Annotated in this window: 19 protein-coding genes; 7 read left to right on the top strand and 12 right to left on the bottom strand. The window is 65.0% G+C overall.

The features are described 5' to 3' along the window. Positions 1–33: 33 nt before the first annotated feature. Both K8M09_RS11510 and lgt read right to left on the bottom strand, forming a co-directional pair. Positions 34–1,134, bottom strand: coding sequence for a class I SAM-dependent methyltransferase (locus K8M09_RS11510; RefSeq protein ID WP_160786884.1), 1,101 nt, complete (start codon positions 1,132–1,134; stop codon positions 34–36). A 12-nt stretch (positions 1,135–1,146) separates the two neighbouring features. Next, positions 1,147–1,959, bottom strand: a complete 813-nt coding sequence (lgt, locus tag K8M09_RS11505) for a prolipoprotein diacylglyceryl transferase (protein ID WP_160786959.1) — start codon at positions 1,957–1,959, stop codon at positions 1,147–1,149. 239 nt (positions 1,960–2,198) lie between these two features. On the opposite strand from lgt, the gene K8M09_RS11500 reads away from it, so the two are divergent. The 4 genes from K8M09_RS11500 to K8M09_RS11485 all read left to right on the top strand — a co-directional run bounded on the left by K8M09_RS11500 (position 2,199) and on the right by K8M09_RS11485 (position 4,531). Next, on the top strand, positions 2,199–2,456 hold the full coding sequence (locus K8M09_RS11500) for an accessory factor UbiK family protein (RefSeq protein WP_160786885.1): 258 nt from the start codon (positions 2,199–2,201) through the stop codon (positions 2,454–2,456). 392 nt (positions 2,457–2,848) lie between these two features. Next, positions 2,849–3,349, top strand: coding sequence for a type III secretion system chaperone family protein (locus tag K8M09_RS11495; protein WP_064330750.1), 501 nt, complete (start codon positions 2,849–2,851; stop codon positions 3,347–3,349). A gap of 2 nt (positions 3,350–3,351) precedes the next feature. Continuing rightward, positions 3,352–4,170, top strand: a complete 819-nt coding sequence (gene proC, locus K8M09_RS11490; RefSeq protein ID WP_160786886.1) for a pyrroline-5-carboxylate reductase — start codon at positions 3,352–3,354, stop codon at positions 4,168–4,170. A gap of 19 nt (positions 4,171–4,189) precedes the next feature. Continuing rightward, positions 4,190–4,531 (top strand): tRNA-binding protein, encoded by a 342-nt coding sequence (locus K8M09_RS11485; RefSeq protein WP_160786887.1) that lies wholly within the window; start codon positions 4,190–4,192, stop codon positions 4,529–4,531. Here the strand turns inward: K8M09_RS11485 and K8M09_RS11480 are convergent, their stop codons facing one another. From K8M09_RS11480 to hppD, 5 genes are all read right to left on the bottom strand, one after another. Beyond that, positions 4,532–5,914 carry an ATP-binding protein gene (locus K8M09_RS11480; RefSeq protein WP_160786888.1) on the bottom strand — a complete coding sequence of 461 codons (1,383 nt, stop codon included), beginning with the start codon at positions 5,912–5,914 and terminating at the stop codon, positions 4,532–4,534. 85 nt (positions 5,915–5,999) lie between these two features. Next, positions 6,000–6,707 (bottom strand): response regulator, encoded by a 708-nt coding sequence (locus tag K8M09_RS11475; protein ID WP_160786889.1) that lies wholly within the window; start codon positions 6,705–6,707, stop codon positions 6,000–6,002. Between the two features lie 24 nt (positions 6,708–6,731). Beyond that, entirely contained in the window at positions 6,732–7,208 is a 477-nt protein-coding gene (locus K8M09_RS11470) for a MarR family winged helix-turn-helix transcriptional regulator (RefSeq protein WP_229342343.1), read from the bottom strand. Between the two features lie 180 nt (positions 7,209–7,388). Next, the gene (locus tag K8M09_RS11465; RefSeq protein WP_160786890.1) at positions 7,389–7,652 is read right to left on the bottom strand and encodes a hypothetical protein; all 264 of its coding nucleotides are present in this window, start codon (positions 7,650–7,652) and stop codon (positions 7,389–7,391) included. Between the two features lie 243 nt (positions 7,653–7,895). Then, on the bottom strand, positions 7,896–8,999 hold the full coding sequence (hppD, locus tag K8M09_RS11460; RefSeq protein ID WP_160786891.1) for a 4-hydroxyphenylpyruvate dioxygenase: 1,104 nt from the start codon (positions 8,997–8,999) through the stop codon (positions 7,896–7,898). Positions 9,000–9,129: 130 nt separating this feature from the next. Between hppD and K8M09_RS11455 the strand changes: the two genes are divergently transcribed. From K8M09_RS11455 to K8M09_RS11445, 3 genes are all read left to right on the top strand, one after another. Then, on the top strand, positions 9,130–9,588 hold the full coding sequence (locus K8M09_RS11455; RefSeq protein ID WP_160786892.1) for an Lrp/AsnC family transcriptional regulator: 459 nt from the start codon (positions 9,130–9,132) through the stop codon (positions 9,586–9,588). A 107-nt stretch (positions 9,589–9,695) separates the two neighbouring features. Continuing rightward, on the top strand, positions 9,696–9,857 hold the full coding sequence (locus tag K8M09_RS11450; RefSeq protein ID WP_160786893.1) for a hypothetical protein: 162 nt from the start codon (positions 9,696–9,698) through the stop codon (positions 9,855–9,857). A gap of 137 nt (positions 9,858–9,994) precedes the next feature. Beyond that, positions 9,995–10,636 (top strand): MBL fold metallo-hydrolase, encoded by a 642-nt coding sequence (locus K8M09_RS11445; protein ID WP_206366684.1) that lies wholly within the window; start codon positions 9,995–9,997, stop codon positions 10,634–10,636. Positions 10,637–10,686: 50 nt separating this feature from the next. Here the strand turns inward: K8M09_RS11445 and K8M09_RS11440 are convergent, their stop codons facing one another. The 5 genes from K8M09_RS11440 to K8M09_RS11420 all read right to left on the bottom strand — a co-directional run bounded on the left by K8M09_RS11440 (position 10,687) and on the right by K8M09_RS11420 (position 14,311). Next, complete coding sequence (locus K8M09_RS11440) at positions 10,687–11,112, bottom strand: BA14K family protein (protein ID WP_160786895.1); 426 nt, start codon at positions 11,110–11,112, stop codon at positions 10,687–10,689. A gap of 135 nt (positions 11,113–11,247) precedes the next feature. Next, complete coding sequence (locus tag K8M09_RS11435; RefSeq protein WP_064330734.1) at positions 11,248–11,463, bottom strand: cold-shock protein; 216 nt, start codon at positions 11,461–11,463, stop codon at positions 11,248–11,250. 416 nt (positions 11,464–11,879) lie between these two features. Then, a complete protein-coding gene (locus tag K8M09_RS11430) occupies positions 11,880–12,782 on the bottom strand; it encodes a DMT family transporter (RefSeq protein WP_160786896.1) in 903 nt (300 codons plus the stop codon). A gap of 84 nt (positions 12,783–12,866) precedes the next feature. Then, positions 12,867–14,036: a PQQ-dependent sugar dehydrogenase gene (locus K8M09_RS11425; RefSeq protein WP_229341832.1), complete on the bottom strand. Its 1,170-nt coding sequence runs from the start codon at positions 14,034–14,036 to the stop codon at positions 12,867–12,869. A 74-nt stretch (positions 14,037–14,110) separates the two neighbouring features. Beyond that, entirely contained in the window at positions 14,111–14,311 is a 201-nt protein-coding gene (locus tag K8M09_RS11420) for a hypothetical protein (protein ID WP_160786897.1), read from the bottom strand. Positions 14,312–14,375 lie beyond the last annotated feature (64 nt).

Here is a 14,375-nt window from a genome sequence, read left to right as displayed (position 1 = left end):
CGGGCCGGATGTTGTCCGGCCTTGGCGTATGTGTCAATCGGGTTGGCGGAAGGGAAAGAGCGAGAGCGGCGCGCTGCCGACCGCCAAGACCTTGAAAAGATCGCCCATTTTCCCGACGCCGGAGCCTGCGAGACGGTCGACATCGGCAAGGATCGACTGCTGCGTCTCCTCGTCGCGGTTTCGGCCGAGGGCGGAGGCGCGCTCGCCGATGCCGAGGCCGACAAGGAAGTCGCCCTGGTGCAGCATGCCGTGGACGTGCAGCCCCACGCTCGCCGCCGCGCCGGCCAGACGCTCGAAATCGACATGGCTCGTCAGGTCTGCTTCGCCCGGATGGGCAAGCGGTGGGTCGAAATCGTGCTTCAGCACGGCCTGCAGCGTATCGCCGAAGCCGGTGACGAAATGGCCGTAGTCGATGATCAGCGCGGTGCCGCCGAAGCGGGCGATGCGCTCGCCGATGGTCGCCATCACCGCCTCGCGGGCGGGAGCGATCTCGAAGATCGTGCCGTTCGGGACGGTCTTGTGGTTTTCCGGCAGGAGGGCCGGGTCGATGCCGGCGACGCCGGCGGCGAAGGTCAGCTCGTCCTCGGCATCGAGGCCGACGAGACGCTCGCGGAAGCCGGCGGCGGTCTTGATGAATTGGCGGATCGGGATGGCGTCGAAGAGTTCGTTCGCCGCCAGCAGCACGAAGCCCTCGGGCAGCTCCTCGAAACTGTCGTGCCAGGCGACGCGGGCCGCATGGGTGCCGAGCGTTTCGCGCTGCACGCCGCGCAGCTTCGGGCTGGTCTCGATCAGGTGGATCGTCGCGCTCTCGTAGAGTTCGGGCGCGATGCGCGAGACCACGCGCAGCATGTCGGCCATCATCGTGCCGCGGCCGGGGCCGATTTCGGCGATGCGCACATCCGCCGGCGCGCCGTGCCGCTGCCAGGCGTGGACGAGGAAGACGCCGAGCATTTCGCCGAAGAGCTGGCTCACCTCCGGGGCGGTGATGAAATCGCCGGCCGTGCCGAAGGGATCGCGCGTGCGGTAATAGCCGTATTCGGGATCGGCGAGGCAGAGCGCGAAATAGTCGGTGACGCTGATCGGACCGTTGGTGCGGATCAGCGCCTTGATCTTGCGGGAAAGGGGTGTCGGCATGGGCGCGTCCGCTCAGGCTTTGACCGCATCCGCCGTGCGGGCGCGGACAATGGCCCACAGGCCGAGGGCGAGCATCGGCAGGGAGAGCAGCATGCCCATGGTCAGCCAGCCGCCGAAGAGGTAGCCGAGCTGCGGGTCCGGCTCGCGGAAGAACTCCACCGTGATGCGCGACAGCGCATAGCCGGAGACGAAGAGGCCGGTGACGAGGCCGGGGCGTTTCAGCGCGCCGAGGCCGTAGATGGCGATGGCGAGCAGGGCGAGCAGGACGATGCCTTCGAGGCCGGCTTCATAGAGCTGGCTCGGATGGCGGGCGAAGGGGCCGCCATTGGGGAAGACCACCGCCCAGGGCGCATCCGACAGGCGGCCCCAGAGTTCACCGTTGACGAAATTGGCGATGCGGCCGAAGAACAGGCCGATCGGCACGACGGCGGCGACGATGTCGAAGAGGCTCCAGACGGCGATGCCGTTCCTGCGTGCGAAGAGGATCATGGCGAGTGTCGTGCCGGCAAGGCCGCCATGGAAGGACATGCCGCCGTTCCAGATCTGCAGGGCGCGCAGCGGATCGGCGGCGACATTGGCGAAATCGTAGAAGAGGATGTAGCCGATGCGTCCGCCTAGGATGATGCCGACGGCTGCCCAGACGAGGAAGTCGTCGAGCTGGGTGCGGGTCGCGGGTGCGTCGCCGGCCCAAAGGTGCGGCGTCTCGATCAGCTTGCGGGCGTAGAACCAGCCCAGCATGATGCCCACGACATAGGCTATGCCATACCAGTGCACGGCGACCGGGCCGATGGAAAAGGCGATCGGGTCGATCTGCGGGTAGGGCATGATGGCGAAAAGCTGGACTATGCTGGTCAACTGCGGTCTTCCTGATTTTGCGCGGAAGATGGCGAGGCCTTGCGGCAGGGTCAAGGCGATAAATCGTGATACGCGGCCCCGCCATGCCCCGAAGGGGCGGCGATCCACCGGAATCCGCTTGCAAGGACGGGCGCAAGACCCTACCTCACAGGTCAGGATGCGGGCGCATGACGCCCGCCAGGACCATCAGGACCCGAGGAGGGCAGACCATGACCACCGGTGCGAACCGCATTCTCGACGACTTCGCCAAGCTGATGACCGATGCCGCCGGCGCCGCCCAGGGCGTGCGCAAGGAGGCCGAGACCGTGTTCCGCGCCCAGGCCGAGCGCTTCTTCAACGGCATGGACCTCGTCAAGCGCGAGGAATTCGAGGCGGTGCGGGAAATGGCCATCAAGGCGCGCGATGAAAACGACGCGCTTTTGAAGCGTATCGAGGCTCTCGAAGCGCGCCTTGCCAAGGGCGCCTGAGCCGTTTCGGCACAGCTTCTTTCGATCAGGACTCGGTTGGCGTGATTCACATCGCGCCAACCGTTTTTTTTAATAAAATTTTTACCCCTGTGGACACTTTCGAAAAGCCCTTTGCGCAGAGTCCCTTAAGCGTCCGACCTGAATCTCTTTGGCAGGCTCTGTCCACAACCGGGCGGAGAAAATGGGAAGGCGGGGGCTGGCGTCGCGACTCCGCCATTATACACTGATTTTAAATGATGATTCGAAACGGGCAGCGCAAGCTTCGGGCAGGGTAAGTCGTCCAGAATTGCGCAAGGTGCCGAGCAATCATTCAGTGTTGTATCCGGAGTATGGTTTGCCGCGTCGCGTGTGTGAGCGCGATGGCGCATGCCTTCCGGCCTTGAAGGTGATGCATGAGCCTTATGGAATTGGATATCGGGCGTCAGTCCAACCCGGTCGACATGATCGAATTCGTCGCAGCCAACAATGACTGGACGTTCGAGCGGTCGGGCGAAGACGAGATCGCGATGACCGTCGAAGGCAAGTGGACGGATTACCACGTCTCCTTCTCCTGGATGGAGGAGTTCGAGGCGCTGCATCTGGCCTGCGCCTTCGACATCAAGGTTCCCGAAAGCCGCGTCAACGAGGTGCATTGCCTGCTCTCGCATGTGAACGGCCAGGTGCTCATGGGCCATTTCGACCTGTGGCGCCGCGAGGATGTCGTGATCTTCCGCCAGTCGCTGCTGCTTGCCGGCGGCGCGGAGCCGACGAACCGTCAGGTCGAGGTGCTGCTGTCCAGTGCGCTCGAAGCCTGCGAGGCCTATTTCCAGGCATTCCAGTTCGTCGTCTGGTCCGGCATGGACGCCCAGTCCGCCGTCGACGCCGTATTGTTCGAGACGGTCGGGGAGGCGTGAACATGGCTGTGGCGGGTTCCGGTCCCATCGTTCTCATCGGCGCCGGCAATATGGGCGGCGCGATGCTCACGGGCTGGCTGAAGAGCGGTATTTCCGGCTCCTCCGTCATCGTCATCGATCCCGGCCCGCAGCCGACCATGGCCAAACTGATCGCCGACAACGGCGCGCGGCACGAGACGTCTGCGCCCGAGGGTGTGAAGGCGGGCGTGCTCTTCGTTGCCGTCAAGCCGCAGCTCGTCGATCAGGTCCTGCCGCCGCTGAAGGGGCTCGTCGGTCCCGAGACCGTCGTGGTTTCCGTCGCGGCCGGCAAGACCATCGCCAATCTGGAAAGCCATCTCGGCGCGGCCGCCACCGTGCGCGCCATGCCGAACACGCCGGCCATGATCGGGCGCGGCGTCACCGGCGCTTTTGCCAATGACCGGGTGTCGCAGGGGCAGCGCGATTTCGTGCATGCGCTTCTCAAGGTGAGCGGCCCTGTCGAATGGGTCGCGACCGAAGGCGACATCGACGCCGTCACGGCGGTTTCGGGCAGCGGCCCGGCCTATGTCTTCTATCTCGTCGAATGCATGGCAGAGGCAGGTCGTAAACTCGGCCTGCCGGCGGACCTCGCCATGCGCCTCGCACGGGAAACCGTCGCGGGGGCTGGTGAACTGCTTCACCAGTCCCCCGACGACGCCAGCCGCCTGCGCCAGAACGTGACCTCGCCGGGCGGCACCACCGCCGCGGCCCTTTCCGTCCTCATGGCCGAGGACGGCATGCAGCCACTCTTCGACAAGGCCATCGCCGCCGCCCGCAAGCGCGCCGAGGAACTGGCGGGCTGAGCCCTCCAAGGAATTTCCCATGACCGAGACCATCACCTACGCCGATTTCGAACGCGTCGACATTCGTGTCGGCACCATCGTCGAGGCGCTGCCCTTCCCGGAAGCGCGCAAGCCGGCCTACAAGCTGCAGATCGATTTCGGGCCGGAGATCGGCATCAAGAAATCCTCGGCGCAGATCACCGTGCATTATACGCCGGAAGGCCTCGTCGGCCGGCAGGTGCTTGCCGTCGTCAACTTCCCGCCGCGCCAGATCGGCCCGGTGCGCTCGGAAGTGCTGACGCTCGGCTTCGAGGACGAGACCGGGGCCATCGTGCTGGCCGGCGTCGACCGTCCGGTGCCGAACGGCAAGAAGATGTGCTGATCACGCGGGAACGCGGACCGTCGCCCGAAGACCACCCATCGGACTATCCGACAATGTGACGTCGCCGCCGTGGCTGCGGGCGATGTCGCGCGCGATGGCAAGGCCGAGGCCGGTGCCGGAGGCATCGAGGTTGCGCGCCGCGTCGAGCCGGAAGAACGGCTTGAAAACGTCGTCGCGCGAGCGCTCGGGAATGCCGGGGCCGTCGTCGTCTATCGTGATCGTCAGCCACTTGGCCCCGTGGCGTGCGTCCACATGCACGCTCCTGGCGTAGCGCATCGCATTCGAAACGAGATTGCCGACGAGGCGGCCGAAGGCGTTCGGGCGCACCATCACCTCGTCCGCGCCGTCGATGGCGCTGGTGAAGGTGCGGTCCTGCAGTTCCGCTTCCACCTCGAACCGCTCGAAGAGATCGGACAGCCGCAATTCGCCGACATCCTCCTCCGCATCGCCGCGGGCGAAGGACAGGTAGCCTTCCAGCATGCTCTGCATGTCCTCGACATCCTTGTTGAGGCCCTGCAGGTCCGGGTTGTCGCCGGCGAGCGCAAGCTGGAGCTTGAAGCGGGTGAGGATGGTGCGCAGGTCGTGGCTGACGCCGGTCAGCATGGCGGTGCGCTGCTCCATCTGCCGTTCGATGCGCTCGCGCATGAGGATGAAGGCAAGGCCGGCGCGGCGTACCTCGTCCGCGCCGCGCGGGGCGAAGTTCTCCGGCATCTTCTGCCCCTTGCCGAAACTCTCGGCGGCCTGCGCCAGCGCCAGGATCGGCCTGATCTGGCCGCGCAGGAAGAGGATGGAGATGGTGATGAGCACGAGGGACGCGCCGATCATCCACAGCAGGAAGATATGCGTGTTGGAGGCATAGGCCTGGCTGCGCCGGGCGTAGACGCGCAGCACCTTGTTATCGAGCAGGATGCGGACTTCGACGAGGTTGCTTTCGCCGACGGTGTCGATCCAGAACGGCCGGCGGATCTGGCGGACGATTTCCTCGCTCAGGATTTCGTCGAGGATGTTGAAGAAGGGTTTGCTGCGCGGCGGCGGCAGTTCCGTGCCGGGCTCGATGGAGACGATCAGCTCCAGCCGCTCGCGCGCGATGCGGACGATCTCGGAATAATCGCCGTCCTGCGGATAGGTCTCGATGAGGTCGATGATCGCCGCGATGTCGCGCGTGACGGCCATGGAGAGGCGCTGCGTGACGAGCTGCCAGTGACGCTCCATGAAGACGAAGGCGACGACGGCCTGAAGCAGCACCATCGGAAGGATGATGATGAGCAGCGAGCGGGCATAGAGGCCCGTCGGCATCCGGTGCCGCAGCCAGCGGGTGAAGCGCTTCCAGCCGGCCAGCGGCGCGCGCTCGATATCCCGCCGAAGGGTCTGGAAGGTGGTCATGGGCGGCTTTCCGGGGAGCGTGCCGGTTGCAACGCGCCCCTGCGGCCTGCCGGCCGGAGGAGGGTATTTCCCGCCCCGCCCACGCTCAGCCCTGTTCCACGCTGAGGCGGTAGCCGATGCCGCGCACTGTCTGCAGCCAGACCGGATTGGACGGGTCGTCCTCGATCTTGCGGCGCAGGCGGTTGATCTGCACGTCGATGGTGCGCTCGCCGACCTCCGTCTCCTCGCCGATCAGTTCGTGGCGCGGGATGGTCTCGCCGGCGCGCTGGGCGAAGAGCAGCATGATCTCCTGCTCGCGGTCGGTGAGGCGGATGGGGTCACTGCCGCGCTTCAGCTCCTTGCGCACGATGGAGAAGGTGTAGGGGCCGAACATGACCTGTTCGATCTTCGGCGCGGCGGGGGCCGCGTTGCGCTTCAGGATGTTGTTGATGCGCAGCACCAGTTCGCGCGGCTCGAAGGGCTTGGAGAGATAGTCGTCCGCGCCGGCCTCCAGCCCCTCGATGCGGGACCTCGATTCGGCGAGCGCCGTCAGCATCAGGATCGGCACGGGGCGGATCTCGCGCAGGCTCTTCGTCAGCGAGAGCCCGCTTTCGCCCGGCATCATCACGTCCATGATGATGAGGTCGAAATCGAGGCCGCGCAGCTTGCGCCGGGCCTCGTCCGCATCCCCCGCGACCGTCACGCGGAAACCCTCGGCCTTCAGGTAGCGGTTGAGCAGGTCGCGGATACGGGTGTCGTCGTCGACGACGAGAAGATGGGATGCATCGTCGCAGGGCGCGCCGGCAGCGGTCATCGTCTTCACCTCCTGGTCAATCTGTCATTCGCTCTTGGCGTTCTGCATGCCGGTGAGGAAGCGGATCACCGTCCGCCGGTCGCCCGCGTCCATTTCCTCGAATGCACGGGCGATGCGGCGGGATTGCGGCTCGGCGAGCGCAAGAGCCAGTGCGCGCCCGGCGCGTGTCGGGTAGAGCTTGCGCTGGCGGCGATCCTCCGGGCCGGCCACCTGCTGGATATAGCCGGAATCGATGAGCTGCTTCAAGACGCGCGCCAGGCTCTGCTTGGTGATCTTCAGCGTGTCGAGCAGGTCGGCGACGGTCATGCCCGGCTCGCGGTTGACGAAATGCACGACCCGGTGATGGGCGCGGCCGAAGCCGCTCTTTTCCAGGATGGCGTCCGGATCGGAAATGAAGTCGCGATAGGCGAAGAACAGGCCCTCGATGATCTCGAAGTCGATGCGCCCGTCGCCCGTCATGGCGTCCTCGTGCAGCTCGTGCGCGCCGTTCCTGTCCGGCATCTGTCGGGCCACGTTGTCATTTCCCTTCATGCCTTGCTGCCCCCCGCGTCTTTTCCGGTTTTCTGGTTAGACCGTAACGGGCGGAACAATCAACTTGAAAGAGCGGCGCAGCCGCCGCAATGCAAGCGAGGCCGGAACATCGCGGGGATGTTCCGGCCTCGCGCCGTAAAGGGATGGACCTTACTTCTTGCCGAGCACGCTGCCGACAATGGCCGTCAGCACGCCGCCGCCGACAAGGCCGCCGATGCCATTGGCCACGAGGCCGGAAAGGCCGGCTTCACCGCCCAGCATCTGCAGGAGGAAGCCGCCCCCAACGCCGCCGATGGCGCCGACGATGGTTCTGACGATCGCGCTCACGGCTGCCTGCTTCAAGGCGGCTCCGGCCACATTGCCGCCAACGGCGCCGGCGATGAGCTGCGTGATGATGGGCATCAAAGCTTCCATGAATTCCCCTCCGAAAGGTCCGCCCGGACGAGAGAGTGGTCGGGGCCGGACTGGGATACGTTGCCGGACTGCGGCTGGAGTCCGCGCGCCCGCTGCCGAAAGATTCGACACCTGTAACGTGAGGAGAATTTGGGTATCTGTCAATTTGTCCGCGTATTGCGTGCACCGGAGTTTTACGAATGAAAAGAGGCGGCCGCATCGCGACCGCCTCCTTCTTCCCCGCATGGCTTGCTGCCGCGGTCGTTATTCGGCTGCGATCACGCCGCGGCGGATCTGGTCTTCCTCGATGCTCTCGAAGAGCGCCCGGAAATTGCCTTCGCCGAAGCCCTCGTCGCCCTTGCGCTGGATGAACTCGAAGAAGATCGGACCGATCACGGTCTTGGAGAAGATCTGGAGCAGAATCTTCGTCATGCCGCCATCGACGACGCCTTCGCCGTCGATGAGGATGCCGTGCTTCTTCATGCGCTCGACCGGCTCTTCATGGCCGACCACGCGCACATAGGAGCGGTCGTAGTAATTGTCCGGCGGGCCGGGCATGAACTTCATGCCGTTGCCGGCCAGCCGGTCGGTCGCGTCGTAGATACCGTCCGTGCCGACCGCGATGTGCTGGATGCCTTCGCCGTTGTACTTTTTCAGATACTCGACGATCTGGCTCGTCTCGTCCTTCGATTCGTTCAGCGGAATGCGGATCTTGCCGCAGGGCGAGGTGATGGCGCGCGAGACGAGGCCGGTGATGCGGCCGTCGATATCGAAGAAATGGATCTGCTTGAAGCCGAAGAGTTCGCGGTAGAAGTCCCACCACTTGTCCATGTTGCCGCGATAGACATTGTGGGTCAGGTGGTCGAGGTAATAGAAGCCGACGCCTTCGGGACGCGGATCGCGCGCGCCGGTCCATTCGAACTCGGCGTCATAGGCCGAGCCCTTGGCGCCATATTTGTCGACGAAATAGAGCAGGGAGCCGCCGATGCCGACGATGGCCGGCACGTCGAGCGCCTTGTCGTCGCCTTCATAGGGCGTCGCGCCCTTGGAGACGGCATGCTCGAAGGCGTGCTGCGCATCGACCACGCGCCAGGCCATGGAGGCGGCGCAGGGGCCGTGCACATCCGTGAACTTCATGGCGTGCGAGCCCGGCTCGGCATTCACGATGTAGTTGATGTCGCCCTGCCGCCAGACGGAAATGGCCTTGGTGCGGTGCGTGGCGACCTTGCTGTAGCCCATGCGGGTGAAGAGGTCTTCCAGCTTCTGCGGCTCGGGATGGGCGAACTCGACGAATTCGAAACCGTCCGTGCCGGCCGGGTTGTCGGCGGTGATCACGGCCGGCGGTGCGTCATGCGGGAAAGGGCCCATCGTTCGTCCTCCTCAAGATTGATGTTCGGCAAGTATGGCGCGGTTTCCATGCAATGTGCGTGCGTAGTGTTTGCGTTTTGCCAATCTCGTGCGATGTTCGTGCGTAAAATGAGAAAACAAGGGGAAGAACGTGCAACTTGACGAATTCGACCGTAAACTGCTCGCGCATTTGCAGAAGGATGCGCGCCTGACGAACAACGAGCTTTCGGAGCGTATCAACCTGTCGCCCTCGCAATGCTCGCGCCGGCGCATCCGGCTGGAGGAGGAGGGCATCATCCGCGCCTACCGCGCGGAACTGGACCGGGAAAAGCTTGATCTCGGCATCGTCATCGTCGTCACAGTGACGCTCTCGACGCATAACCGCGACAATGCGGTGCGCTTCGCCCGGCTGATCTCCAACCTGCCGGAAGTGCTGGAGGCATTCTCGCTGACGGGGGAGATGGATTATATCATCAAGGTGGTCGTGCCGAACCTGAAGGCGCTGTCCGCCTTCGTCAACGACGTGCTGCTGCCGCACGAATCCGTCTCCCATGTGAAGACGGCCATCGTGCTGGACACGCTGAAGGAAACCACCGCCCTGCCGCTTTGACCTCTGCGCCCTGCTTCCTGTTTCCGGCGGAACAGGCCGGCGGCCCGCGTCGTTGTAGAAACGGTCGCAAGGGGCCGATCCTGGCCGGAAACAACGGGGAACGAACGATGCAGACGAATTCACAGCCGCTCAACCCGGTCGCCCGCGGCCTTCGCCCGGTCGTCTACCTCTATGCCGTCATCAATATCGCGGTCGTCGCGCTGTTGCTCTCGACCGTCTCGCCGACGCTGGCGACCGCGCCTGCGCAGGAGATGGCGAGCCTGCGCTAGGATTTTGTTTTTATCGCATTATCCGACGCCGAAGCGAATTCGCTTCGGCTGGAAATGCTCTGGCTGGCGCATGGTCTTTGCCGGCGCTTGCGTCTATAGGGAGGCGACGAGCGCAACAGAGCGAGGACCCCATGGGCATGCTTCAGGCGGGCATCATTCCCGTCACCCCCTTCCAGCAGAACTGCACCATTCTCTTCGACGCGGACACCAAGGAAGGCGTGGTCGTCGATCCCGGCGGCGATGTCGAGGTGATCCTGCAGACGGTGAAGGACAACGGCATCGACCTCAAGGCGATCTGGCTGACGCATGGCCATATCGACCATGCCGGCGGGGCGAAGGAGCTGAAGGAAGCGCTCGGCATCGACATCATCGGTCCGCACAAGGATGATCTTTCGCTGCTGCAGCGGTTGGAGGCGCAGGCCTCGATGTTCGGCGTGCCGATGAAGGTCAGCAATGTCGTGCCCGACCGCTGGCTGGAGGACGGTGACAAGGTCTCCTTCGGCGCGCATGAATTCGAGGTCTACCACACGCCGGGCCACGCGCCGGGGCATGTGATCTATTTCAACCGCGGCCAGGGCTTCGCCCATCTCGGCGACGTGCTTTTCCAGGGTTCGATCGGCCGCACGGACCTGCCGGGCGGCGACCATCAGCAGCTTCTGGATTCGATCCGCGACAAGGTGTTTCCGCTGGGGGACGAGGTCGGCTTCCTGTGCGGTCACGGGCCGGGCGGGAAGATCGGCGAGGAGCGGCGGACCAATCCGTTCCTGCGCGGGCTGTGACAAACGAAAACGGGCGCCGATGGCGCCCGTTTTGCTGAAGATCGCCGCGATCAGCCGGCGATGCAGAAGTGCTCGCGGCCGTCATAGCCGACGAAGGTGCCGCTGTCCGGGTTGAACGAGCGGTAGCGGCGCGAGCAGTAATCGTACCAGGACTGCGTCCACGGCTCGTAGCTTGCGACCGGGCGGCGATATACGCGGCGCTCGGGTTCCGGGTAGTAATCCGGCTCCACATAGACACGGCGGTCATCGTAACGCGGCTGGGAGGCGATGGCGCCGCCGATGATCATGCCGGTGGCAAGCCCGATGGCGCCGCCGACGAGGGCGTCGTTGCGGTCGCGGCGGCGGTAGTCGCGATGGTGCCAGCCGCCATTGTTCCAGCCATGACGGTCGCGCGCCTCGGCAACGCCGGCGGTTGCGGTGAGGGTCGTTGCGGCGACAGCAGCGGAAAGCACGATGGCCTTGATGATTTTATTCATAACGTCGTTCCTTTGAACGCCGGCTTCTACCGGTCGATGATGGCACCAGACTAGAAGAAAGAGGCTGAACGGAGGCTGAACGAAAAAACCCGGCATCTCTGCCGGGCTCCAACTGAAAATCCTGAGAAGACCGGATCAGCCGGCAATCTGCAGGTTAACCGCCTTCGGGCCTTTGCCGCGGCGATCGGGTTCCGTGTCGAAGCTTACCTTCTGGTTTTCGGAAAGGCCGTTCAGGCCCGAGGCCTGTACAGCGGAAATGTGTACGAAGATATCCGCACCACCGTTATCGGGCTTGATGAAGCCAAAGCCCTTCTCGGTGTTGAAGAATTTTACGGTGCCAGTTTCGGCCATGCGTCAGGTCCTTTTCTCTCTGCCCGTATATTGGCGGCGGGCAGCACGACAGTTTTGCCCCGAGGGGCGTTAGGCAGGCAGTTCTCGAGGTTGAGGAAAGGGTCCTGTTTTCACCGCAGCCAGCCAACCACAAGGTCACAAGGACCATTCCAGATGTTGGCCGCCCGGAATTGTTTCGCGTCTCCGGCGCGCATTTATTCAAGGTCTTCCCGTGTTCGCAAATTGCCCGAACGGCGCAAGAGTGATGCGTTTGCTTCAAATTGGCAAGCAAAAGTTTTGGCGCGTCTTCGACGTGCCTCACTTTGGTCAAATTCCGGGCGATTGCCGAAAAAACCCTCAGGTTTTATGGGGTCTGCGCCGCATTGATATGACTTATATTGCGGAACGGAGGAAGAAGACCCCGCTTTGGGCGGGGCTCATGCTTCCGCGGGACGGCCCGCGCGGCGGCCGCGCAGCAGTTCCGGCACCAGCTCCACCGCTAGGATCGCGACGAAGATGATGGCGCAGCCCGCATAGCCGGCGGGCGTGATGGTCTCGCCGAGCAGCGCCACGCCGAAGAGGGCGGCGAACAGGGCCTCGCTGGAAAGGAAGATCGCCGCCTGCGGCGCGGTTGTATAGCGCTGGGCGATGTTCTGGAGAATGAAGGCGATGCCGCTGGAGAAGAGGCCGGCATAGAGGATTTCCGGCAGGGCGGACTGGATCGCGGCCAGGCTGACGGGTTCGAAGAGGAGGCCGGCGGCGCAGCCGAGGACGCCGCAGACGGCGAACTGCACGAGCGACAGGGCGATGGGCCGGCCGGACCTTCCGGAAAAGACGCCGACGCAGATCATCTGCACGGACCAGAGCGCGGCGCTGGCGATCGTCAGCATGTCGCCGAGCGTCAGCGCGGTCAGCGTGCCGCCGGAGAGCAGGAAGATGCCGAGGCAGGCGGTGAGCGCGGCGGGCCAGATGACCCAGTGCGGCCGCCGGCGCAGGAACAGCACCGTCAGGATCGGGGTGAAGACGACATAGAGGCCGGTGAGGAAGCCGGAATTGGTGACGGTCGTGGTGAGCAGGCCGACCTGCTGGAAGGCGGCCCCGGCAAAGAGGGCAAGGCCGGTCGCGACGAAGCCGGCGACGTCCCGCCTGCGCAGCGGCCCGGTCGCGCGCGCTTTCTCCCAGCGCATGAAAGGCAGGGCGACGAAGGTCGCGACGACGAAGCGAAGCCCGATGAACCAGAACGGGCCGAGCGCCTGCATCGCGGTCGACTGGGCGATGAAGCCCGCGCCCCAGATGGCGCCTGCCAGCAACAGGAGAAGGTTCGCCTGAACGCGCGTCATGTCTCGTACCCTATGAGAGGAAGCGGACGCGAGCGCGCCCGGCCCCCTGCTATCAGGCGGCCGGGCGTTAGGCAAGGGAGGGCGTCAATCCGCCGTGTCGGCGCGCGAGACGCGCAACAATGCGCCGTTCGCCTCGTCGGTCAGGAGCAGCAGCGCGCCATCCGGGGCGACGACGACATCGCGGATGCGGCCGAACTCGCCGTCGAACAGGCGCTCCTCGGAGACGACCGCGCCGCTGTCGTCCCGTTCGAGGCGGGCGACGAGCTGGTATTTCAGCGCGGCGACGATGAGGTTGCCGTCCCATTCCGGGAACATCGCGCCGCGATAGACGGCGATGGCGCCCGGCGCGATGGACGGGTCCCAGTAATAAAGCGGCGGCTCGTAGCCCTCGGCCGAAGCGCCGAGGTCGAATTCCGCGCCGGAATAGTGCCGGCCGTAGGAGACGAGCGGCCAGCCGTAATTGCGGCCGGGCTGCGGATTGTTGATCTCGTCGCCGCCGCGCGCGCCGTGTTCGGCCGTCAGCAACGTGCCGTCCTTCGGGTCGATGGCGAGGCCCTGCGGGTTGCGGTGGCCCTTCGACCAGATTTCCGCAAGGCCCGACGATGTGCCGAGGAAGGGATTGTCCTTGTGCGGGGTGCCGTCGGGGTTGATATGCAGGATCGCGCCGGCATGGTCGCGCGGGTCCTGCGCGCGGTCGCCTTCGCCCCGGTCGCCGATGCCGAAGAACAGGCTGCCGTCCCTGGCGATCGCGATGCGCGAACCGAAATGCTGGCCCTTCGGCGTCAGGCGGCTCATCAGGAAGATACGGGTGAGGTCTTCCAGCCGCGTGCCGTCGTCGGAAAGCCGCGCTTTGGCGACCGCCGTGCCTGCGCCGCCGTCGCCGCGGGCGCTATAGGTCAGGTAGAGCATGCGGCTCTTGACAAAGTCCGGCGCGAGCGCGATGTCGAGCAGGCCGCCCTGGCCGTCCGTTGCGACCTCCGGTGTGCCGCCGATGGGGGCGGAGACCTTGCCGCCGCGCACGAGGCGCAGCGCGCCGGCCTTTTCCGAAACGAGGTAGCCGCCATCCGGCAGGACCTCGACGGACCAGGGCTGCCGCAGGCCGCTTGCCAGCGTCTCGACGGCGAGCGGGGCTTTCTTGCTGGGGAATTCACGGGTTTCGGCGCTGGCCGGGAGGGGGAGGAGCGACCAGCCCGCAAGGAGGGCGAGGGCCATGCCGCCGATAAGGTTTTTCCCGCTGCCTGTCTTCCGTCGCATCGCCGTCTCCCGTCTTTCGCCGTTAACTGGCCTAGAGCCGTGCGGCTTTCAAGAGCGGCGCCCGCGCCGGGGCGTCACTTTTGCGTGGGCAGGGTCTCGGAGGTCGTTTTCTGGATACCGGAGGTCTTGATCGTGTCCAGCGCGATGGCGGGTGGCGACATCAGGCCGACGACCATGGCGACGCAGGCGGCGAGCGCGGTCATCGCGATCAGGAACATGGCGCGCGACTCGCGGGCCTTCGGCGATCTGCCGACCTTGTCTTCATCCAGAAACATCGCGTCCCCCTCTTTGCTTTTTCTCCGCTGCGAGTACCGAAAAAGCCTGCCGAAATCGGCGCGA

Origin of the sequence: Shinella zoogloeoides (assembly GCF_020883495.1) — a bacterium.
Classification (GTDB): Bacteria; Pseudomonadota; Alphaproteobacteria; order Rhizobiales; family Rhizobiaceae; genus Shinella; species Shinella zoogloeoides.
The sequence above is the reverse complement of the archived record's forward strand: the minus strand, read 5'-3'. Positions and strand labels throughout refer to the sequence as shown.